The organism is Phenylobacterium koreense, assembly GCF_040545335.1.
Lineage (GTDB): Bacteria > Pseudomonadota > Alphaproteobacteria > Caulobacterales > Caulobacteraceae > Phenylobacterium > Phenylobacterium koreense.
On record NZ_JBEPLU010000001.1, the window covers coordinates 2,161,889 to 2,181,593 of the forward strand.

General features: G+C 67.2%; 22 protein-coding genes. 16 read left to right on the forward strand and 6 right to left on the reverse strand.

The features are described 5' to 3' along the window. Window positions 1–36 precede the first annotated feature (36 nt). Complete coding sequence (gene folE, locus ABID41_RS10835) at window positions 37–669, reverse strand: GTP cyclohydrolase I FolE (RefSeq protein ID WP_331929117.1); 633 nt, start codon at window positions 667–669, stop codon at window positions 37–39. A gap of 212 nt (window positions 670–881) precedes the next feature. On the opposite strand from folE, the gene cysS reads away from it, so the two are divergent. The 7 genes from cysS (at window position 882) to ABID41_RS10870 (ending at window position 6,953) form a co-directional block, all read left to right on the forward strand. Then, window positions 882–2,270: a cysteine--tRNA ligase gene (gene cysS, locus ABID41_RS10840; protein WP_354297743.1), complete on the forward strand. Its 1,389-nt coding sequence runs from the start codon at window positions 882–884 to the stop codon at window positions 2,268–2,270. A 123-nt stretch (window positions 2,271–2,393) separates the two neighbouring features. Then, window positions 2,394–2,681: a GIY-YIG nuclease family protein gene (locus ABID41_RS10845; RefSeq protein WP_354297595.1), complete on the forward strand. Its 288-nt coding sequence runs from the start codon at window positions 2,394–2,396 to the stop codon at window positions 2,679–2,681. A 19-nt stretch (window positions 2,682–2,700) separates the two neighbouring features. Then, entirely contained in the window at window positions 2,701–3,255 is a 555-nt protein-coding gene (locus ABID41_RS10850) for an SRPBCC domain-containing protein (RefSeq protein ID WP_331929115.1), read from the forward strand. Continuing rightward, on the forward strand, window positions 3,252–3,701 hold the full coding sequence (locus ABID41_RS10855) for an iron-sulfur cluster assembly scaffold protein (RefSeq protein ID WP_331929113.1): 450 nt from the start codon (window positions 3,252–3,254) through the stop codon (window positions 3,699–3,701). The genes ABID41_RS10850 and ABID41_RS10855 overlap by 4 nt, the downstream gene beginning before the upstream one ends. A gap of 56 nt (window positions 3,702–3,757) precedes the next feature. Continuing rightward, window positions 3,758–4,039, forward strand: coding sequence for a membrane protein insertion efficiency factor YidD (yidD, locus tag ABID41_RS10860; protein WP_331929111.1), 282 nt, complete (start codon window positions 3,758–3,760; stop codon window positions 4,037–4,039). Next, window positions 4,036–6,018, forward strand: a complete 1,983-nt coding sequence (gene thrS, locus ABID41_RS10865; RefSeq protein WP_354297596.1) for a threonine--tRNA ligase — start codon at window positions 4,036–4,038, stop codon at window positions 6,016–6,018. Before yidD ends, thrS begins: the two co-directional genes overlap by 4 nt. Continuing rightward, window positions 6,015–6,953 (forward strand): glycosyltransferase family 2 protein, encoded by a 939-nt coding sequence (locus tag ABID41_RS10870; protein ID WP_331929108.1) that lies wholly within the window; start codon window positions 6,015–6,017, stop codon window positions 6,951–6,953. Before thrS ends, ABID41_RS10870 begins: the two co-directional genes overlap by 4 nt. Before the next feature lie 8 nt (window positions 6,954–6,961). On the opposite strand, the gene ABID41_RS10875 is transcribed toward ABID41_RS10870, so the two are convergent. Together ABID41_RS10875 and ABID41_RS10880 are read right to left on the reverse strand one after the other, a co-directional pair. Next, complete coding sequence (locus ABID41_RS10875; protein ID WP_354297597.1) at window positions 6,962–7,861, reverse strand: hydroxymethylglutaryl-CoA lyase; 900 nt, start codon at window positions 7,859–7,861, stop codon at window positions 6,962–6,964. Window positions 7,862–7,865: 4 nt separating this feature from the next. Next, entirely contained in the window at window positions 7,866–9,530 is a 1,665-nt protein-coding gene (locus ABID41_RS10880) for an ArnT family glycosyltransferase (protein WP_354297598.1), read from the reverse strand. Between the two features lie 48 nt (window positions 9,531–9,578). Between ABID41_RS10880 and ABID41_RS10885 the strand changes: the two genes are divergently transcribed. From ABID41_RS10885 to ABID41_RS10895, 3 genes are all read left to right on the forward strand, one after another. Further along, window positions 9,579–10,307, forward strand: coding sequence for a glycosyltransferase family 2 protein (locus ABID41_RS10885; protein ID WP_354297599.1), 729 nt, complete (start codon window positions 9,579–9,581; stop codon window positions 10,305–10,307). Between the two features lie 65 nt (window positions 10,308–10,372). Continuing rightward, window positions 10,373–10,801: a hypothetical protein gene (locus ABID41_RS10890; RefSeq protein ID WP_331929101.1), complete on the forward strand. Its 429-nt coding sequence runs from the start codon at window positions 10,373–10,375 to the stop codon at window positions 10,799–10,801. A gap of 131 nt (window positions 10,802–10,932) precedes the next feature. Continuing rightward, on the forward strand, window positions 10,933–11,250 hold the full coding sequence (locus tag ABID41_RS10895) for a helix-turn-helix domain-containing protein (protein ID WP_331929100.1): 318 nt from the start codon (window positions 10,933–10,935) through the stop codon (window positions 11,248–11,250). Here ABID41_RS10895 and ABID41_RS10900 read toward each other — a convergent pair. Next, window positions 11,247–11,564: a hypothetical protein gene (locus tag ABID41_RS10900; protein WP_354297600.1), complete on the reverse strand. Its 318-nt coding sequence runs from the start codon at window positions 11,562–11,564 to the stop codon at window positions 11,247–11,249. The genes ABID41_RS10895 and ABID41_RS10900 overlap by 4 nt on opposite strands. Beyond that, window positions 11,564–12,160, reverse strand: a complete 597-nt coding sequence (gene phaR / locus ABID41_RS10905) for a polyhydroxyalkanoate synthesis repressor PhaR (protein ID WP_331932952.1) — start codon at window positions 12,158–12,160, stop codon at window positions 11,564–11,566. The genes ABID41_RS10900 and phaR overlap by 1 nt, the downstream gene beginning before the upstream one ends. A 167-nt stretch (window positions 12,161–12,327) precedes the next feature. Between phaR and ABID41_RS10910 the strand changes: the two genes are divergently transcribed. The 3 genes from ABID41_RS10910 to ABID41_RS10920 are packed head-to-tail and all read left to right on the forward strand — an operon-like array spanning window position 12,328 to window position 15,110. Beyond that, window positions 12,328–13,503, forward strand: a complete 1,176-nt coding sequence (locus tag ABID41_RS10910; RefSeq protein ID WP_331932953.1) for an acetyl-CoA C-acetyltransferase — start codon at window positions 12,328–12,330, stop codon at window positions 13,501–13,503. Between the two features lie 55 nt (window positions 13,504–13,558). Beyond that, complete coding sequence (gene phbB, locus ABID41_RS10915) at window positions 13,559–14,284, forward strand: beta-ketoacyl-ACP reductase (RefSeq protein ID WP_331932954.1); 726 nt, start codon at window positions 13,559–13,561, stop codon at window positions 14,282–14,284. Between the two features lie 52 nt (window positions 14,285–14,336). Then, window positions 14,337–15,110, forward strand: coding sequence for a DUF4908 domain-containing protein (locus tag ABID41_RS10920; protein ID WP_354297601.1), 774 nt, complete (start codon window positions 14,337–14,339; stop codon window positions 15,108–15,110). A gap of 66 nt (window positions 15,111–15,176) precedes the next feature. On the opposite strand, the gene ABID41_RS10925 is transcribed toward ABID41_RS10920, so the two are convergent. Beyond that, complete coding sequence (locus ABID41_RS10925; protein WP_331931664.1) at window positions 15,177–15,491, reverse strand: UrcA family protein; 315 nt, start codon at window positions 15,489–15,491, stop codon at window positions 15,177–15,179. Between the two features lie 252 nt (window positions 15,492–15,743). Here ABID41_RS10925 and ABID41_RS10930 point away from each other — a divergent pair, with 252 nt between their 5' ends. The 3 genes from ABID41_RS10930 to ABID41_RS10940 are packed head-to-tail and all read left to right on the forward strand — an operon-like array spanning window position 15,744 to window position 19,659. Beyond that, complete coding sequence (locus ABID41_RS10930; RefSeq protein WP_354297602.1) at window positions 15,744–16,211, forward strand: (2Fe-2S)-binding protein; 468 nt, start codon at window positions 15,744–15,746, stop codon at window positions 16,209–16,211. Window position 16,212: 1 nt separating this feature from the next. Continuing rightward, window positions 16,213–18,393: a xanthine dehydrogenase family protein molybdopterin-binding subunit gene (locus ABID41_RS10935; RefSeq protein ID WP_354297603.1), complete on the forward strand. Its 2,181-nt coding sequence runs from the start codon at window positions 16,213–16,215 to the stop codon at window positions 18,391–18,393. Window positions 18,394–18,441: 48 nt separating this feature from the next. Beyond that, window positions 18,442–19,659, forward strand: a complete 1,218-nt coding sequence (locus ABID41_RS10940) for a TetR/AcrR family transcriptional regulator (protein ID WP_331931661.1) — start codon at window positions 18,442–18,444, stop codon at window positions 19,657–19,659. The last annotated feature ends 46 nt before the right edge of the window (window positions 19,660–19,705 follow it).

A 19,705-nucleotide genomic window follows, 5' to 3' on the forward strand; every position in this document is an offset into this window, starting at 1 on the left:
CGGCCCCGTCGCGGGGCCGCCGTCGATCGTTCTCGCTTAGCGCTTGTTCACGAAGTCGAGGAAGCGCTGGCGCAGGGTGGCGTCGGTCTTGAAGACGCCGGTGAACTGAGTGGTGATCGTCGAGACGTGGCGGTGGTGCACGCCGCGGGTGGTCATGCACTGGTGGGCCGCGTCGATCAGGATCGCCACCCCCGCAGGACGCAGGCTGTCGGTGATCGCATCGGCGATCTGCTGGGTCATGGTCTCCTGGGTCTGCAGGCGGCGGGAGAAGATCTCAACGACCTTGGCCAGCTTGGAGATGCCGACGACCCGGTTGGTCGGCATGTAGGCCACATAGGCCTTGCCGAGGAACGGAGCCATGTGGTGCTCGCAGTGGCTCTCGACCTCGATGTCGCGCAGCATGACGATGTCGTCATAGCCTTGCACGTCCTCGAAGGTGCGTGAGAGTTCCTTGGCGGGGTCGAGCTGATAGCCCTCGAACCATTCCGCATAGGCGTCAACGACCCGCTTGGGGGTGTCGATCACGCCTTCGCGGCGGGGATCGTCGCCGGCCCACGCGATCAGCGTGCGTACGGCTTCCATCGCCTCTTCGCGCGTCGGGCGCTTCACGGCTTCAAGATCAAGACCGGACGTGCCGATCAGGGTTCGGTCGCGACTGGGAGCGTCCATATTAGAGCGGTTTCTTTCCGGGGCCTGAGTTGCGCCGGGACGAAGGTCCCGGAAATTACGCGTGCCACCCCTAGGGTCGGCCGCACCTGCCCACGGACGGAACCGTGGCCTAGCGGCCGGACCGAATGTATATGGGGCCAACCCCTTTTCGGGCAACCGTTACCCGGCGTCAGTTTTCCAGAAGGACGGCGCCAGTTTTCATGAAGAACCTTATGGCCCTTACGCTCTATGACACCATGGCCCGCGAAAAGCGGCCCTTCGTCCCCAAGGATCCGGCTCGGGTGACGATGTATGTCTGCGGGCCGACGGTCTACAACTACGCCCACATCGGCAACGCCCGGCCCGTCGTGGTCTTCGACGTGCTATTCCGCCTCCTGCGCCACCTCTACGGCGAGAACGCGGTCATCTATGCGGCAAACGTCACGGATGTGGACGACAAGATCAACAAGAAGGCGGCTGAGGAAGGCGTAGCGATCGACGTCATCACCGACCGCTATCTTGCGATCTACAACGACGACATGGCGACCCTGGGCGCCCTGCGTCCGACGCACCAGCCGCGCGCGACCCAGACCATGGACGCGATCATCGCGATGATCGGTGAACTCGTGCGCAACAACGCCGCCTACGCCGCCGAAGGCCACGTGCTGTTCAATACTCAGGCCTATTCCGATTACGGCAAGCTCTCGCGCCAGCCGCTGGAGGACATGATCGCCGGCGCCCGGGTCGATGTGGCCCCCTACAAGCAGCACCCGGCCGACTTCGTGCTGTGGAAGCCCTCCAAGGAGAACGAGCCGGTCTGGGACAGCCCCTGGGGACCGGGTCGTCCGGGCTGGCACATCGAGTGCTCGGCCATGATCGAACGCACCCTTGGCCTGCCGATCGACATCCACGGCGGGGGCATCGACCTGCTGTTTCCGCACCATGAGAACGAAATGGCCCAAGGGGTCTGCGCGGGGCACGACCACAGCCAGGGCTACGCCAACTACTGGATGCACAACGGCTTCCTGAACATGGCGTCCGAGAAGATGTCCAAGAGCCTGGGCAATGTGGCGCTGGTGCATGACCTGATCGCCCAGGCGCCCGGCGAGGCGCTGCGCTGGGCGCTGCTGGTCGGCCACTACCGCGCGCCGCTGGAATGGACGGGCGAGCTGATCGAGCAGTCGAAGAAGGCCCTCGACCGGCTCTACGGCGCCCTGCGACGCTCCAGCGAGGTCGAGGCCGAGGAGGTCGCGCCGCCCGAGGCGTTCCTGAACGCCCTGCAGGACGACCTGAACACCCCGGCCGCCTTCGCCGAGCTCTTCGCCCTGGGCTCGAAGCTGGAGACCGCGACTGGCAAGGGCCGCGCTCACGCCAAAGGCGAGCTGCTGGCCGCGGCCAACCTCCTGGGGTTCCTGCTCGGCGACCCCGAGGCGTGGTTCCAGGCTGGCGTCACCGACGAGCTGCGCGAGAAGGTCGAAGCCCTGATCGTCCAGCGTGTCGAGGCGCGTGCGGCGAAGGACTGGGCCGCCGCCGACCGCATCCGCGACGAGCTCACCGCGTTGAATATCGAGGTGATGGACGGCCCCACGGGCGCGACCTGGCGCATCAAGGAGGCGAACTAGCCGCTCATCCTCGCGAAGGCGGGGATTTATGCGGCTGATGTTCCTGGATTGCTCTTAACGGGGCGCGCGTCTGACCTTCAGCTTGGATTCCCGCCTTCGTGGGGACGAGCGGGGAAGGGCGAGGTGTCGTTCTATACCTATCTCTTGGCGAGCGGCCCGTATGGCACGCTCTATTGCGGACATACTGATGACCTTGCGTCTCGGATATGGAAGCACAAAGAGAAGGCGTACGGAGGCTTCACGGCGAAGTATAATGTCGTGCGGCTGGCCTGGTATGAGAGCCACGAGGAGCGCGAATATGCGTTTCGCCGGGAACGCCAGATCAAGAAGTGGAACCGAGCCTGGAAGATCAGGCTCACTGAGGAGTTGAACCCGCGTTGGGACGATCTCTACGAGACTCTGAACTGCTGAGCGGGTTGGGAGTGCGTCAATGGCCCTAGGCCCAAAGGTCCAGAAGCCGTCGATGTTTACGGCGGCGGCCGGGTTCAAGATCAAGACGCCGGCGCCGGCCGGACCGTCCGGCGTGCGCGTCGAACATCGCATCGGCATCCAGGCGCCGGCCGAGACGATCTGGGAGATTCTCTACGACGTCGAGCACTGGAGCGATTGGAACCCGCTCTATACGGAGGCGCACGGCGCGATCCGCATCGGCGGCCATCTCGATCTGCTGATGCAGCTCGAAGGGCAGGCCCGCCATCTCGACCCAGTGGTGCTGGAATGGGTGCCGAACGACCAGATCCACTGGCGGGTCCGGATGATGGGCGGGCTGGTCTCGGCCATCCACTTCCTCGAACTGGAGCAACTGGACACGGCCAGCACGATCTTCTCGAACGGTGAGCTGATCGGCGGCCTGATGGGCCCCACGCACGCCCGCCATGTCGGGCGGCGCCTCTATCGGGGCTTCCAGGCGATGAACGAGGCGCTGAAGGCTCGCGCCGAAGAAGCGTGGCGCGCGCAGGGCGGAGCCCCTACATCCGGCTCATGATCGACGATCTCTATTCGGCGAAGCTTCTGAGGCTGGCGGCCAACATGCCCCGGCTTGGGCGGCTGCCTGCGCCGGACGCCAGCGCCGAGAAGGTTTCCAAGCTCTGTGGTAGCCGCGTGGTCGTCGATGTCGTGGTCGAGGGCGACCGCGTCGCCGACTTCGCGCAGGACGTAAAGGCCTGCGCCCTGGGCCAGGCTTCGGCCGCGGTGCTGGGCGAACATGTGGTGGGCGCGAGCCTGGCAGAGATCGAGATGGCCCGGGACCAGTTCCGTGCTATGCTCAAACAAGGCGCCGATGCGCCCAATGGACGTTTTTCGGATCTTTCGATGCTGGCCCCGGTGAAAGACTATCCCGCCCGCCACGCCTCCACGCTTCTGGCGTTCGAGGCTGCGGCCGAGGCTGTCCGCCGCGCCGTGGAACGAACTAGCCGCGCCGGCGTGGCTTGATCCTCAAGGCTGTGCGGCGTAATCGCTGCGGCCAAATCGGACGTCCGCGAGCCGGCATGAACCTCTATGAGACCAGCGTCCGCGGCGCCTTGCGCGCCTACAAGCTGACGCTTTCGCCCCTGATCGGGCGCCAGTGCCGGTTCCTCCCGACCTGTTCGGAGTATGCGGCCGAGGCCCTGATCCTGCATGGCCCCGTTCGCGGCTCCTGGCTCGCGACCCGGCGGTTGTGCCGCTGTCATCCCTGGGGAAGCGCGGGCTACGACCCGGTTCCCCGACCGCGCGACGAGGCTCCTGAAGGAAAAGAGCCAGCCTCGCGGACATGGACCTGTGAAACATGATCGACCTGATTTTCCCCGACGGCTCCAGACGCCAGTTCGAAAGCGGCGTGACGGGCCGCGACGTCGCCGCCTCCATCGCCAAGTCGCTGGAGAAGAAGGCTGTGCTGATCAAGCTGGACGGCGAGCTGCGTGACCTCGACCGGCCGCTCGACAAGGGCGGCGCCTTCGAGATTCTGACGCGCGAGAGCCCTGAAGCCCTCGAGACGATCCGCCACGACGCCAGCCACGTGATGGCCGAAGCGGTCCAGGAACTTTTCCCTGGCACGCAGGTGACGATCGGCCCGGCGATCGAGGACGGCTTCTATTACGACTTCGCGCGCGAGACGCCCTTCAGCCTGGACGACCTGGCAAAGATCGAAGAGCGGATGAAGGAGATCGTGGACCGCGACGAGAAGATCGTCCGCGAGGTCTGGGATCGCGACGAGGCCATCGCCCACTTCAAGTCCATCGGCGAGGACTACAAGGCCGAGATCATCTCCGACCTGCCGAAGGACGAGACGATCACGGTCTATCGCCAGGGGAACTGGAAGGACCTCTGCCTTGGCCCGCACCTGCCCTCGACCAAGTCGGTCGGCAAGGCCTTCAAGCTGATGAAGCTGGCGGGCGCCTACTGGCGCGGCGACCATCGCAACGCCCAGCTCCAGCGCATCTACGGCACGGCCTGGGCCAGCGAGGCCGATCTCGAAGCGTACCTGCTGCGCCTGGAAGAGGCCGAGCGCCGCGACCACCGCAAGATCGGCCGGGCCATGGACCTCTTCCACATGCAGGAAGAGGGCAAGGGCATGGTCTTCTGGCACGAGAAGGGCCTGACGCTGTGGCGTACGGTGGAGTCCTATGTCCGCCGCCGCCTGGATGCGGCCGGCTACAAGGAGGTGCGCACGCCCCAGGTGCTGGACCGAATCTTCTGGGAGAAGTCCGGCCACTGGGACAAGTACCGCCCCAACATGTTCGTCTGCGAGACGGTGGAGGGCGAAGAGCTCTCCCTGAAACCGATGAACTGCCCGGGCCACGTGCAGATCTTCAAGTTCGGCCAGAAGTCCTATCGCGACCTGCCGCTGCGCATGGCCGAGTTCGGCGCCTGCCACCGTTACGAGCCGTCCGGCTCGCTGCATGGCCTGATGCGGGTGCGCGCCTTCACGCAGGACGACGCCCACATCTTCTGCCGCGAGGACCAGATCGAGGAGGAGACGGCGAAGTTCATCGAGTTGGCCAACTCGATCCACGCCGACTTCGGCCTGGAACGCGACCACATCGCGCTGGCCACGCGCCCGGAAGTCCGCGCCGGCAGCGACGAGTTCTGGGACAAGGCCGAGGCGCAGATGCTGGCCGCCGCGCGCAAGGCCGGCGTCGAGCCGGTGATCGCCGAGGGCGACGGCGCCTTCTATGCGCCGAAGCTGGACTGGGTGCTCAAGGACTCCATCGGCCGGACGTGGACGTGTGGCACGATCCAGCTCGACTACGTGCTGCCCGACCGCCTGGGCGCCGAATACACGGCCGAGGATGGCTCCAAGCAGCGGCCGGTGATGCTGCACCGGGCGATCTGCGGTTCGCTCGAGCGCTTCATCGGAGTCCTGATCGAAAACTACGCAGGGGCGTTTCCGCTCTGGCTTGCGCCAACGCAGGTAGTGGTCGCCACAATTACGTCAGATGCGGATGATTATGCCTTGGCGGTGGCTCAAGAATTGAGCGCCCACGGTCTCCGGGTCGAAACGGATCTTCGGAACGAGAAGATCAACTACAAGATCCGGGAACACAGCCTCGCCAAGGCGCCCGTGATCGCGGTCGTCGGACGGCGCGAGGCCGAAGAGGGGAAGGTGGCCTTGAGGCGTCTGGGATCCGATCGCCAGGAAATCCTGACGCTGCAGGAAGCCGCTGGAAGGCTTGCCTTGGAGGCGAGTCCGCCGGATGTTGCACGCCAGGCTGTGCTTCGGGCGACTTCGCCCGAGAGTAGCGCGGCCGGGGCAAGGGAGGCTGGATGAACGGCATCGCCGCACCGATCGTCGCGTACGAGCCCGCACCTACGCCGGATTTTCTGAAAGTCAGGCGTAGCGTCTCGGTGGTCATGGTCGTCTACATGACCGGCGAGGCGTTGCAGCGGAGCATCGAATGCGTGCTCGGTGATCCGCTGGTGGACGAACTCCTGATCGTCGACAACGGTTCGACGCGCGTGGAGGAAGCCCGTCTGAAGCGGCTGGCCGAGGCCGATACTCGCGTAAAGCTCCTCCACGGGCACGGCAATGTCGGCTTCGCGCGGGGCGCCAATCTCGGCGCCCGCGCGGCCAAGAGCGACGTCATCGTCTTCCTCAACCCGGACGCCTTCCTGCAACCGGGCTGCATCGCCGAACTGACCCGGGCCATCGAAGGTCGTCCAGTCCCGGCCCTGGTCGGGGGGCGGGTGCTCAACGCCGACCGCACCGAGCAGCGCGGCGCGCGGCGTGGCGACATCACGCCGATCAGCGCCCTGGTCAGCCTGAGCCGGCTCTCGAACCGCATCCCCGCCTGGCGCCGCTACGAAGTGCACTGGGAGGCTGAGGCAGCGCCGGAAGGCGTGATCGCGGTCCCGACCATTTCAGGCGCTTGCTTCTGCATGCGGCGCGAGGACTTCGACATCGTCCAGGGCTTCGACGAAGGCTACTTCCTGCATGTCGAAGACGTGGACCTCTGCTGGCGCGTGCGCCAGGCGGGGGGCATCGTGTTGTTCCAGCCGAAGGCCGAGGTCATTCACCTGGGCCACACCAGCCACGCCAGCCCGCTGCGCGTGGAATTCCACAAGGGCGTCGGCCTGGCCCGCTATTTCCGCAAGCGTGCGGAAGGCGTCGGCGAGAGGCTGCTCGCTCTGGCGCTTTCGCCGATCATCGTCTGCACGGCGGTGATCCGGCCGGTCATGTGGCGCATCCGCGGCCGCGCCGCCTGACGAGCCCCCTACTGCGGGAAAACGCCGGCCCGGCTCACCGAGGCGGCGATCGGCTTGTCCAGCACTCCTGACATCCACTTGGCCGTCTCGATCAGCGCCTTGATGTCGTAGCCGGTTTCGAAGCCGGCGCGCTCGAGCATGTAGACGAGATCTTCGGTGCCGATGTTGCCCGTGGCGTCGGGCGCGAACGGGCAGCCGCCGAGCCCGCCGCAACTGGCGTCCAGAATGTCCACCCCGGCCTCCACGCCGGCGAAGGCGTTGGCCAAGCCGGTGTTGCGGGTGTCGTGGAAGTGCAGGCGCAGCGGAATGTCGCCGATCACTTCGCGCACCGCCTCCACGCGCGCGCGGACGGTCCAGGGATCGGCCACGCCGATGGTGTCGGCCAGGGCGATCTCGTCCACCTTGGCGTTCGCGGCCTCGCGAGCCAGGGCCACCACCTGGCCCTCGGACACCTCGCCGTCGAAGGGGCAGCCGAAAGCGGTCGAGAAGGTCACGGAAATAGGCGGCCCGCCGCTCTGCGCCTTCTTGTCGGCGATGGCGTGCATGGCCTCGACCTGCTCGGCGACATTGGCGCCCTGGTTGCGGATCCCGAAGGTGTCGGAAGAGCAGACCACGACGTTGGCCTCGTCGCAGCCGGTGGCGACCGCCCGGTCCCAGCCGCGCATGTTCAGCACAAGGCCGATGCGCGAAAGGCCGCGGCCGGCCGGCAGGGCGGCCATGATTTCCTCGGCGCCGGCCATCTGCGGCACGCGGTTCGGATTGACGAAGGAGACCACTTCCATCCGCCTGGCGCCGGCCGCCTGCAGGCGGCCGATGAAGTCGAGCTTCTGATCGACGTCCAGGATGGATTTCTCGTTCTGCAGCCCGTCGCGTGGGCCGACTTCGACGATCTCGATGAAACGGGTCATGTCCCTAAGGTGGGGCTGGCGCGTAGATCCGTAAAGTCGTGTCATCGCCGTTGGAGTAGTTCAGCCCGTCGACCCGGCCGATCTCCCTGGCCTTGACCTCGCGGCTCTTCAGGGCGGCTTCGAACTGCGCCTGCTCGCGGCCTTCGACGACCGCCGGACGGTTGTCCGCCAGGGCGTCCACTGCGTCTCCGACGCCGCCCAGGTTGGTGGGCGTTCCGAGTGCAAAGACAAGGCTGGGCTCGGCGTAGCCGGCGACCGCGACGGGCGCGGAGGTGAAGCCCTGCCGGGGCAGCAGCTTGGCCGCCTCGAGCATCCGCGCCGTCCGCTTCGAGAGCCAGAGCGGGTCGAGGCGGGGAGCCAGGGCGGCGGCGAGCGCTCCGTGGCCCAGGATAGCCAGGGCGCCGGCGGCGGCGATCGCCTTGAGGGCTTCGCCTCGCCACATCAGGTAGGCGCCGGCGATCCCGGCGGCGGCCAGAAGCAGGGCTGTGGCGATGGTGGCCGGCAGGTCGCTCGGATCGCCGTACTCGCCGTAGAGATAGAAGACCCCAGCGCCGAGGGCGACGCCGACCAGGGCCGAGAGGATAATTCCGATCCAGCGGGCGATCGGGCCGACCTGGTCCCGCGTGACGGCGGCCGCCATCAACCAGGCCAGGGCGCCATAGGTCGGCAGGGTGTAGTGCACCAGCTTGGTCGGCATGGCCTCGAAGACCAGGAACGAGGGGACCAGCCAGCAGATGGCGAAGCGGACGCCGGGCTCCTTGCGCTGGCGCCAGGCGAAGGCCAGGGCGGCCGGCAGCAGCACCGCGCCGGGGAAGATCAGCAGCGGGGTCAGCAGGGTGTGGTAGCCGGGCGGCGCGCCATGGCTCTCCTGCCCGCCGGCCAGCTTGGGCGCGAGGTCGGCGCCGAAGGCGGTCGTCCAGAAGCCGCCGTCGGTGGCCACGGTGACGGCCGCGGCCCAGGGGCCGACGATCGCCGCCATGAGGATGAGGCCCCAGGTCCAGGACATTCCCTTGAGCCAGCCGCCCTTGCGCTCCCACGCCCACAGGCCGAGCGCGGTGAGGATGACGACCATCAGACCCACCGGTCCCTTCACCAGGATCGACAGAGACAGGCCGAGCCAGAACAGCAGGCGAACCAGTGCGCCCGCTGGCGGACCGTCTCGTGAGGCGGCGTAGATCCGCGCCAGGGCGGCGAGCGCGAGGGTCGTGGTCCCGGCCAGGACCGCGTCGGTCTTGGCGATGAAGGCCTCAGTCGAGAGCAGGAAGGTCGCCCCGAGGATGGAGCCGGCCAGCAGGCCCGTCGGCCCACCGAAGAAGGCCGCCGCGCCCCAGGCGCAGGCCGCCGCGGCCAGCATCGCGCCCAGCAGCGAGGGCAGGCGATAGGCCCAGATGTCCCGGGCCTCGGCCTCGGAGAACAGAGCCACGCTGGCCGCCTGCATCCAGTGGATGCCCACCGGCTTCTTGAAGCGGGGTTCGTCCTGGAAACGGATCACGACGAAATCGCGTGTCTCCAGCATCTGGGCGGTGGCCTGGGCGAACCGGCTCTCGTCCCGATCCAGCGGCGGCATGGCGAAGACGCCGGGAAGGCCTGCAAGAAAGGCGATTAACGCCGCCACCGCAGGGGCGCGCCACCCCTGGCCGAACCGGTCGAGATAGGCCTGAAGACTCATGCTTCAGTTGATAGCATCCGCCCGGCGAATTTTCCGCTATGGAGGGGCATGGCCAAATCACCGCCCCACATCTCCGTGGTCGTCCCCGTTTTCGACGAGGAGGGCGCGGCGCCCGGCCTCGCCCGCGAGATCGCCAAGGCCTTCGAAGGCCGAGACTACGAGATGATCTTCGTGGACGACCACAGCCGCGACGGGACCCGCGCGGCGCTGTCGGCGCTGAAGAACGAGATCCCACAGTTGCGGGTGCTGTCGCATGCGAAGAATTCGGGCCAGAGCCGCTCGATCCGCACTGGCATTCTGGCGGCGCGGGGCGACGTCATCGTCACCCTTGACGGCGATGGGCAGAACGATCCGGCCGATGGGCCAGGTCTTGTGGACGCGCTGGTGGCTGGGTCGCCGGACCTCGTCCTGGTGGGCGGCGAACGGGTGAAGCGCCAGGACAGCGCTGCCAAGCGCATGGCCTCGCGCATCGGCAACGGGGTGCGCAAGCGCCTGCTGAAGGACACCGCCAACGACACAGGTTGCGGCCTGAAGGCGTTCCGGCGGGAGGCCTTCCTGCGGCTCCCATATTTCGATCACATCCACCGCTATCTGCCGGCGCTGATGATGCGCGAGGGCTACAAGGTGGACTTCCGGCCGGTGAACCATCGGCACCGCCAGACGGGTCGCTCGAAGTACACCAATCTCGGCCGGCTTTGGGCCTCGCTGTCGGACCTTTATGGCGTCATGTGGCTGCAATCGCGCTCGCGCCTGCCAGGCGCCGTCGAGGAGCTCTGAGCGGCTTGTCGCGCCTGGAAAAGCAGCGGAAGCTCCTCCTCGATCCCGGTGGGGGAGGGGTTTCGATGTTCGCGGCGCTCCCGCTGCTGGCCTTGCCGGTCCTGGCCTACAACCTGGCGATCCTGGCCCTGGCCGGAGGCTTCCGCTCGCAGGAAGCCTCGATCCGGATGAGCGAGCCGCTGTTCTCCTTTTCGATGAACACCGGCGTGGATTGGCCGGTGACCCTGGGCGACCTGCTGCTGCTCGCCGGCTTGGTCGTGCTGTTCATCGAGCTGCTGAAATCCACCACCAGCCGCCGGACGGTGATCGTCAATCACGCGCTCTCGATGCTGCTCTTCGTCGGCTGCCTGGTGGAGTTCCTGCTGGCGCCCGCCTTCGCGACCTCGACCTTCTTCCTGCTGACGGTCATGGTGTTGCTGGACGTGCTGGCCGGCTTCATCGTTACGATCGTCTCGGCGCGGCGGGACGTCGATTTCGGGCAGGACGTCCCCTAGGTCAGAACAGAGAAGATCAGGGTGACGACGGCCAGGTCGAAGATGCGGGTGGCGATGGCGAACATGGGCGGCCTGTCCGAGGTGGTTTCAGGCCTGGTTAAGCAAGACCGGCGCCAGGAGCGGAGCTGCTGATGGCGTTGTTTTTCGATCGTCAGTGGTTCGAGGAAAAACTGGTCGAACGCGGCCTGAACCAGCGGATCATGGCCGCGGCGGCCGGCATGACCGAGGCCGAGCTGGCCCTCGTGTTCAAGGACCAGAGGGAACTTTCCGCCGAGGAGGTAGGCATTTTCGCCGATCTCCTGGGAACGCCGGCGCCCGAGATCGCCGACCGCGCCGGCGTGTCGACGCCGACGCCGGGCCAATCGGACCTGGCAGGACGGGTTCTTGCGCTGGAGAAGAAGGTCGCGGCCTTGGAGGCGGAAATCAGGCGCCTGACCGCGCCCCGCTAGATCTTGGTCCGCGCCAGGCGGCCCTTTGGCGCGCGCCGGTCGGCGGCGCCGGAATATTCGATACGGTTATAGAGCCTGCGGGCGCCATCAAGGACTTCGCGCCCGCCGCGCAGGCCGCGCCGCTGGCCCTCCTGGCCCAGAAGGTGCGCCGTGAAAGCGGTCTCCGGCGGGCCCGGGCGGGCTATCGCCGGCGGGGGAGGGGGCTCATGGATCGCCGGCACGCTGCGGTCGGCGGCCGCGCGCGCGGCCGCCTCCGAACGCCTGACCCGACGAACGGCGCCGGATCGCCTGACGGGATCGATGGGCAGGGTCATCAGCGCTTGGCCAGCTTCTCGATCTGGGCCTGCATCTCGGCCATCTGCTTCTTGAGCGCGGTCAGGGTTTCGTCGCTGGCCGCCGGCTCAGCCGGCTTGGGCGGCGGAGCGGGCTCTTCAGGGCGCGTGTAGGCGAAGGGCGAGAACATCTTCATCGCCCGGTCGAACATGGCCAGGTTCTGCCGGATCTGCTCCTCGTAGGCGGCCCCGAGGCCGCCGCCCTGGCCGATATTGGCGAACTGGGCGCGCATCCGCTCCTGCTGCTCGGCGAAGGTGGCCAGCGAGAGTTCCAGATAGCTCGGCAGGAAGGCCTGCATCGAATTGCCGTAGAAGCCGATCAACTGGCGAAGGAACTGGATCGGCAGCAGGTTCTGCCCCTCGCGGCTCTCTTCCTCGAAGATGATCTGGGTCAGGACGGTGCGGGTGATGTCCTCGTTGGTCTTGGCGTCATAGACCACGAAATCCACGCCCTGCTTCACCATGTCGGACAGGTGTTCGAGCGTGACGTACGAGGACGAGGCCGTGTTGTAGAGGCGGCGGTTCGCGTACTTCTTGATGACGACGCGGCCGTCGTCGGATCCCTGGGTGTCTGCCATCCCGCAATCCTCTCTCAGCCCGCTCTCGATGCAGCGGATTCTCATTCTTGCACCGCAGTATCGCGGATGCGAGGGCCTTCGCAAATCCCAGGCCGTTTGCGCGCGCCCCCTTGCTCAACCTTCACCCATTATCGATAGATGGGGCTTGCAGAATTGAGGAGTCCCCCATGAGCGACGTCGTCATCGTCTCGGCCGCGCGCACCCCGGTCGGATCGTTCAACGGGGCGCTTTCCAGCCTGCCCGCGCATGAACTCGGCAAGGTCGCCATCGTCGCCGCGGTCGAGCGCGCCGGCATCACCCCGGCCGATGTCGGCGAGGTGATCATGGGACAGGTGCTGCAGGCCGGCGCCGGCCAGGGACCGGCCCGTCAGGCCGCGGTGAACGCAGGCATCCCGGTGGAAAGCCCGGCCTGGAGCCTCAACCAGCTTTGCGGTTCGGGCCTGCGGGCCGTCGCCCTGGCGGCCCAGCAGATCGCCGACGGCTCGGCCTCCGTCGTGGTGGCCGGCGGCCAGGAGAGCATGAGCCAGGCGCCTCACGCCCAGCAGCTCCGTTCGGGCCAGAAGATGGGCGACCTCGCCCTGGTCGACACCATGATCAAGGACGGCCTGTGGGACGCCTTCCACGGCTACCACATGGGCCAGACCGCCGAGAACATCGCCTCCCGCTGGCAGATCACCCGCGAGGAACAGGACCAGTTCGCCGTCGCCAGCCAGAACAAGGCCGAGGCCGCGCAGAAGGCCGGCAGGTTCGCCGGCGAGATCGTCCCGGTCACGATCAAGGGCCGCAAGGGCGACACCGTGGTCGACCAGGACGAGTACGTCCGCCACGGCGTGACGCTGGAGAGCGTGGCGGGCCTGCGTCCGGCCTTCGCCAAGGACGGCACCGTCACCGCGGCGAACGCCTCGGGGATCAATGACGGCGCTGCGGCCCTGGTGCTGATGAGCGCGGCCGAGGCCGAAAAGCGTGGCCTGAAGCCGCTGGCGCGGATCGCCTCCTGGGCGAACGCCGGGGTCGAGCCGGAAATCATGGGCACCGGCCCGATCCCGGCCGCCCGCAAGGCGTTGGAACGGGCTGGCTGGTCCGTCGGCGACCTCGACCTGGTGGAATCCAACGAGGCCTTCGCAGCGCAGTCGCTCTGCGTGGTGCGCGAACTCGGGCTCGATCCGGCGAAGGTCAACGTCAACGGCGGGGCCATCGCCATCGGCCACCCGATCGGCGCGTCGGGGGCCCGCATCCTGACCACCCTGGTCCACGAGATGCAGCGCTCGGGCGCCAAGAAGGGGCTCGCGACCCTGTGCATCGGCGGCGGCATGGGCGTGGCCATGTGCGTGGAGCGCGCCTGACGATCTTTCGGGAGCGGCGGATGAACCGTCGTCATTTGCAGCGGGAGGCGGCCTGATGGCCAGAGTGGCGTTCGTTACCGGGGGAACCCGCGGCATCGGCCGGGCCATCGTCGAGCGGCTGAAGGCCGACGGCTTCAAGGTCGCGGCGGGATATTCCGGCAACGAGGAGGCGGCCCAGGCGGTCGTCCGCGACCTTGGCGTCATGGTCGTGAAGGGCAATGTCGGCAGTTTCGAAGACTGCCGACAGGCGGTCGAGCTGGTGCGCGGCGAACTGGGGCCGGTCGACGTGCTGGTCAACAACGCCGGCATCACACGGGACGGCATGTTCCACAAGATGACCCCGGAGCAATGGTCGGACGTCATCCGGGTCAATATGGACTCGGTCTTCAACATGACCCGGCATGTGATCGAGGGCATGCGCGAGCGCGGTTGGGGCCGTGTGATCAACATCTCCTCGATCAACGGCCAGAAGGGCCAGATGGGCCAGGCCAACTATTCGGCGGCCAAGGCCGGCGTCATCGGCTTCACAAAAGCGTTGGCCCTGGAGAACGCCGCCAAGGGCGTAACCGTGAATTGCATCGCCCCCGGCTATATCGACACCGAAATGGTCCAGGCGGTCCCGGAAGCGGTGCTGGCCTCGATCATCAGCCAGATTCCCGTTGGCAGGCTTGGGAAAGGCGAGGAGATCGCCGACATGGTGGCGTTCCTCGCCGGCGAACATGCGGGCTATGTGACCGGGTCGACATTGTCGCTGAATGGCGGCCAGTACATGGCCGGCTAAGCTTGTTAGGCGTCCAAAAAGCGCCCCACTCAAAGGGCATCTGCTCAGCTCGATGGTGAGCGAAAGATCGGCGTCAGCGTGCCTGCCTCTCGTCGTCGCGGCGCTCGCCGCGGCGTTGAGTGTCGGCTGCGCCTCGCCTGCCGCGGCCGCCGGTCCCCAGAGCCTGCGCGAAGGCTTGTTCGGCGGCAGGGGAACGCCTGGCCGCCCGATCAGCCCGCCGATCGCCCGCTATGTCAGCGAGGACGGCGACGCCTTCATCCTCGATCGCAGCACCACCCGGGTCTATCTGAAGTTCGACGACAGCCCCGAAATCTGGGCCCTGCGTCCACACCCTGCGCCGCGCGGCGACGTGATCTACAAGAACGATCTGGGCGAGCCGATGCTGCGGGCCACGCGACTGGGCGGGCTAACGGTCTTCACGCCCAGCCGGCCTGGCGGTTCGCCCGCGGCCCTGCTCGGGGGCGGGGCGGCCCTGCGCCTGCCGTCGTTGAGCCCCCAGGTCCTGCTGGAGCGACTTGCCCAGGCGAGCGCCCGCGCCACCCGCGCCGCCCGCCGGCTGATCCCCTTCGAGGCCGACGCCTCGCCGGCGTCTTCGGCGGTGGTGGCGGACGCCGCCAGCGTCGCGGCCGAGGCGGTGGTGCGCATGTCGCGGCGGCCGGACGGGCGCAATCTGCTGCGACGCTTTACGAAGGTGAAGCTGGTCGAGGGACGCAAGCCCTCGGCCCAGGTGCTCGGCAACGAGATGCGGATCACCGTAGCCCCTGCGGACGGCCTGGCCGGGCGCCCTTCTTCCGACAGGATCATGCAGGCCGCCGGCGCCCGCTGACGCGAAAAGGCCCGCCATGTGCTGGCGGGCCTTCGGCCTTCGCTGAGAGGGGGAGGGGACTGTGGCTCAGCGGCGGGCCAAGTGGGTCGCGGGGGTCTGGGCTGCGAACTGGGCGATCTGGTCCCTGGCCTCGGAGCGCACGCCTTCGGCGCAGGCCGCCCGGGTTCCCAGCGAGGTGCGGCCATCGGCGTCGCAGACATCCTGAACCGCGGCGTTGATGCGCTTCTCCAGGGTGCGCGCGCCGTGCGCCGAACCGAAATCGATGTCGGAAACCTTCACCACGGCCGGCGCGGCGTGGGCGCCGGTGGCCAAGGCGAGGGCCGGAACGGTCGCCAGGGTCAGGGTGGCGATGCTGGCGAGGGTGGTGCTGAACTTGAACATCTGAACTCTCCCAATTCATCTGTGGCGTTGCTGGTCGCCGGTGAGCAAATTGGTAGTTCGTATTCTGCAGATAGTCTTGTTAAGTCCGAGTAATGACGTCGATTTAACGTAATTACATTGAGTTAATATTTTATCTTGGCCGCGCTTGACGGCTGTTGGTGCGCGATGATGGTCCTTCCCGTTCGCGCTTGCTCGCCCTCCATCGGAGCCCTTAGTTTGTCGGGCAGCGACGCTTTGGGAGAGGGGTCTCTGATGGCCTTCGAGTTGAACGTGAACGGCCGCATGCGCTCGGCCGATGTCGAGGGCGATACGCCCCTGCTCTGGGTGCTGCGGGACACCCTGGGGGTCCTGGGACCGAAGTACGGCTGCGGCGTCGCCCAATGCGGAGCCTGCACCGTCCACCTGGACGGCACCCCGGTCCGCTCCTGCGTGCTGCCGGTGGAAAGCGTCGGCGCGGCCAAGATCGTGACCGTCGAAGGCGTGGGCGCCAGCCCGGTCGGCAAGAAGGTCCAGGAGGCCTGGGGCGAACTCGACGTGGCCCAGTGCGGCTACTGCCAGGCCGGCCAGATCATGTCGGCCACCGCCCTGCTGGCCTCCAACCCCGCCCCCTCGGACGCCGACATCGACGACGCCATGAGCGGCAACATCTGCCGTTGCGCGACCTATCTCCGCATCCGGGCGGCGATCAAGAAGGCCTCGGGCCAGAAGGCGGAGGCGTAAGATGGCCGACGGTTCGCAAAACATCGAAGCTTCCCGCCGCCAGGTTCTGGCCGGCGCGGGCCTGGTCATTTCTTTCAGCGTCGCCGGCAAGGCCGGGGCGGCGGAGAACCTCGGCCAGGGCGCGCTCAACGCTTATGTGCAGGTCGCGCCGGACGAGACGGTGACCATCGTCGCCAAGAACCCGGAGATCGGCCAGGGCATCAAGACCATGCTGCCGATGCTGATCGCCGAGGAGCTGGACGTCGACTGGAGCCAGGTCCGAACCCGGACGGCGATGAACGACCCCGTCACTTACGGCCGGCAGTTCGCGGGCGGCAGCATGGCGACTCCCCTGCACTGGGACGAGCTGCGCCGGGTTGGGGCCGGCGCGCGCGTCATGCTGATCGCCGCCGCGGCCCAGGGCTGGGGCGTGCCGGCCACCGAATGCACGACCGCCTCGGGCGTCGTCCACCACAAGGCCTCGGGCCGCAAAGCGACCTACGGCTCCCTGGCCGCGAAGGCCGCGTCGGTTCCTGCGCCGGACCTGAAGACGGTCCGGCTGAAGGACCCCAAGGATTACAAGATCATCGGTAAGCCGATCGCCCAGGTCGACACCCAGGCTATCGTGACCGGCCAGCCGCTGTTCGGCATCGACGTCGTCGTACCGGACATGCTGTTCGCCACCTATGAGAAGGCGCCTGTCTTCGGGGCCAAGGTGGCGAGCGCGGACCTCGCCGCCGCCAAGTCGGTGAAGGGCGTGAAGGACGCCTTCGTGGTGGAGGGCGTGGGCGCGGCGCTCGACGGCCTGCTGCCTGGCGTGGCCGTGGTGGCCGATAGCTGGTGGACCGCCCGCAAGGGCCGCGACAAGCTCAACACCAAGTGGGCCGACCACCCGACGGCCAAGCAATCGTCGGCCGGCTTCGCGGCCGAGGCCGTGCACCTCTCGAAGGGCGCGCCGGGCAAGACCGAGCGCAACGACGGCGACGTCGCGACGGCGATGAAGGGTGCGGCCAAGACCGTCGAGGCGGCCTACGCCTATCCGTTCATCTCGCACGCCAACCTTGAGCCGCAGAACTGCACCGCCCACTTCAAGGACGGTAAGGTCGAGATCTGGGCCCCGACCCAGAACCCCGAACCGGGACGCCAGCTCGTCGCCAAGACCCTCGCCATCGCGCCCGAAGCGATCACCATCCACATGATCCGCTGCGGCGGCGGCTTCGGTCGCCGGCTCAGCAACGACTACATGGTCGAGGCCGCCTGGATCTCACGCCAGGCCGGCGCGCCGGTGAAGCTGCTGTGGACGCGTGAAGACGACATGCGTCACGACCTCTACCGCCCGGCCGGCTGGCACTTCCTGAAGGGCGGGGTTTCGGCCGACGGCCAGGTGACTGCCTGGCACGATCACTTCGTCACCCTCGGCGAGAACGGAACGCCTTCGCGCAGCGCCGGCATGGCGCCTACCGAGTTCCCGGCGCGGTTCGTGCCCAATTACCGCTACGACCTCTCGATGATGCCGTGCGGCGTTCCGGCCGGCCCGCTGCGCGCGCCGGGCTCGAACGCCATCGCCTTCGTCGTGCAGTCCTTCATCGACGAGCTGGCGCACGCCGCCGGCGCCGATCCGGTGGCCTTCCGCCTGAAGCTGCTCGGCGATCAGGCCGTCGTGGGCGAGAAGGGTTCGGCCTACGCGGCTGGGCGCATGGCCGCGGTGGTGAAGCTGGCCGCGGAGAAGTCCGGCTGGGGCCGCAAGCTGCCGAAGGGATCGGGCCTTGGCGTCGCCTTCCACTATAGCCACCTCGGCTATTTCGCCGAAGTGGTCGAGGTCTCGGTCTCTCCGGAAGGGGCGGTCAAGCCGGTGAAGGTCTGGGTCGCGGCCGACGTCGGCCGGCAGATCATCAATCCCTTCGGCGCGCTCAACCAGATCGAAGGCTCCGCGCTGGACGGCATCTCCGCGGCCCTCCGCCAGAAGATCACCATCGAGAACGGTGCGGCGGTGGAAAGCAACTTCACCGACTACGCCCTGATGCGGATCAACGAGGCGCCGCCGGTCGAGACCCACTTCATCAAATCGGACAACTCTCCGACCGGGCTCGGCGAGCCCGCCTTGCCGCCCGTCATCCCGGCCCTCTGCAACGCGATCTTCGCGGCGACGGGCAAGAGAATCCGTGAATTACCGATCGACCCTGAGTTTCTTAAGTCAACTTGACAGTAAAGGTTGTTCAGAGCGTCGGGGGCGCGGTATCCAGGTCGCAAGATGACGATAAACCGCGCGCCGACAAAACGTTTCGAACAACGAAAGAACGCTATCGTTTCTTCGGCGGTGCAGGTACTCAACCGTAAGGGAGTCCGCGGGATGACCCTCGCGGACGTAGCGGCCCGACTGGATCTCGTTCCGACGGGAGTCGTCTACTACTTCAAGAACAAGGAAGACCTGGCGGCGGCCTGCTTCCTCGACGGGATCGGCCGTTTCAAGGAACTGGCCGCGATCGGCGAGACCGGGGAGAGCGTGCGGGAGCGCCTGAAGCTCTTCCTCGACGCCTATTTCGACTATCGCCGCCGGATGCTGCTCGGCGAGGCCGACGCCATCGCCACCTTCAACGATGTGCGCGGCCTCAATCACGCGCCGGTCAATGCGGCCTTTGTCGACATGTTCCGCAAGATCCGCAGCCTGCTGGCGGGACCCGAGACCCACGGGCTCTCGTGGCCGTCCCTCGGCGCCAGGGCGCATCTGCTGATCTCCGAGGTCCTGTGGGCAGTGGTCTGGCTGCATCGCTACGATCCCGACGACTTCGCCCGGGTCTCGCATCGCGTTCATTCGATCATGGCCGACGGTCTGCTGGCGCCGGACTCGGCCTGGAATCCGGTCGCCCTGCCAAGCCTGATCGCCGAGAGCCAGGAGACCGAGGCCTCGAAGGAGCTGTTCCTGCGCGCCGCCACCCAGCTCATCAACGAGCAGGGTTATCTGGGGGCTTCGGTCGAGAAGATCTCGGCGCGGCTCAACGTGACCAAGGGCGCCTTCTACCACCACCACGAGACCAAGGACGAACTGGTCGTCGCCTGCTTCGAGCGGACCTTCGACGTCATGCGCCGGGCGATCCGTCAGGCCGAGGCCGCTTCGGGCGACGGCTTCCAGACCTTAGCTACGGTTGCCACCGCCCTGGTGGAGTACCAGATGACCGGCAATGCGCCGCTGCTGCGGGCCTCGGCGCTGAGCTCGGCGCCCGAAGCCTTGCGCCCCCAACTTGTCGCCAAGTTCGACCGGATATCCGATCGCTTCGCCTCGCTGATCTCCGACGGGGTGGCCGATGGGTCCTTGCGGCCGATCGACGTGAACATCGCCGCCCAGATGCTGACCGCGATGATCAACGCCGCCGCCGAATTGCAGAACTGGGCGCAAGGGGTAACCCCGCACACCGCCGCGGCCCTCTATGTGCGGCCGTTCTTCGAAGGATTGCTCTCCCGCCAGGCGTAGACGTCCCTCACGGCGCCCGGGCAAAGTGGGAGAAAAGCCTGAGGGA

Coding starts and splice junctions, on each gene's coding strand:
- ABID41_RS10895 (WP_331929100.1), top strand. CDS start 10,933: ATGGCGTTGTTTTTCGATCGTCAGTGGTTCGAGGAAAAACTGGTCGAA.
- ABID41_RS10920 (WP_354297601.1), top strand. CDS start 14,337: ATGGTGAGCGAAAGATCGGCGTCAGCGTGCCTGCCTCTCGTCGTCGCG.
- ABID41_RS10930 (WP_354297602.1), top strand. CDS start 15,744: ATGGCCTTCGAGTTGAACGTGAACGGCCGCATGCGCTCGGCCGATGTC.
- ABID41_RS10925 (WP_331931664.1), bottom strand. CDS start 15,491: ATGTTCAAGTTCAGCACCACCCTCGCCAGCATCGCCACCCTGACCCTG.
- ABID41_RS10870 (WP_331929108.1), top strand. CDS start 6,015: ATGAACGGCATCGCCGCACCGATCGTCGCGTACGAGCCCGCACCTACG.
- ABID41_RS10855 (WP_331929113.1), top strand. CDS start 3,252: ATGATCGACGATCTCTATTCGGCGAAGCTTCTGAGGCTGGCGGCCAAC.
- ABID41_RS10850 (WP_331929115.1), top strand. CDS start 2,701: ATGGCCCTAGGCCCAAAGGTCCAGAAGCCGTCGATGTTTACGGCGGCG.
- cysS (WP_354297743.1), top strand. CDS start 882: ATGGCCCTTACGCTCTATGACACCATGGCCCGCGAAAAGCGGCCCTTC.
- ABID41_RS10890 (WP_331929101.1), top strand. CDS start 10,373: ATGTTCGCGGCGCTCCCGCTGCTGGCCTTGCCGGTCCTGGCCTACAAC.
- ABID41_RS10900 (WP_354297600.1), bottom strand. CDS start 11,564: ATGACCCTGCCCATCGATCCCGTCAGGCGATCCGGCGCCGTTCGTCGG.
- ABID41_RS10875 (WP_354297597.1), bottom strand. CDS start 7,861: ATGACCCGTTTCATCGAGATCGTCGAAGTCGGCCCACGCGACGGGCTG.
- ABID41_RS10935 (WP_354297603.1), top strand. CDS start 16,213: ATGGCCGACGGTTCGCAAAACATCGAAGCTTCCCGCCGCCAGGTTCTG.
- folE (WP_331929117.1), bottom strand. CDS start 669: ATGGACGCTCCCAGTCGCGACCGAACCCTGATCGGCACGTCCGGTCTT.
- phaR (WP_331932952.1), bottom strand. CDS start 12,160: ATGGCAGACACCCAGGGATCCGACGACGGCCGCGTCGTCATCAAGAAG.
- yidD (WP_331929111.1), top strand. CDS start 3,758: ATGAACCTCTATGAGACCAGCGTCCGCGGCGCCTTGCGCGCCTACAAG.
- phbB (WP_331932954.1), top strand. CDS start 13,559: ATGGCCAGAGTGGCGTTCGTTACCGGGGGAACCCGCGGCATCGGCCGG.
- ABID41_RS10940 (WP_331931661.1), top strand. CDS start 18,442: ATGACGATAAACCGCGCGCCGACAAAACGTTTCGAACAACGAAAGAAC.
- ABID41_RS10880 (WP_354297598.1), bottom strand. CDS start 9,530: ATGAGTCTTCAGGCCTATCTCGACCGGTTCGGCCAGGGGTGGCGCGCC.
- ABID41_RS10885 (WP_354297599.1), top strand. CDS start 9,579: ATGGCCAAATCACCGCCCCACATCTCCGTGGTCGTCCCCGTTTTCGAC.
- ABID41_RS10910 (WP_331932953.1), top strand. CDS start 12,328: ATGAGCGACGTCGTCATCGTCTCGGCCGCGCGCACCCCGGTCGGATCG.
- thrS (WP_354297596.1), top strand. CDS start 4,036: ATGATCGACCTGATTTTCCCCGACGGCTCCAGACGCCAGTTCGAAAGC.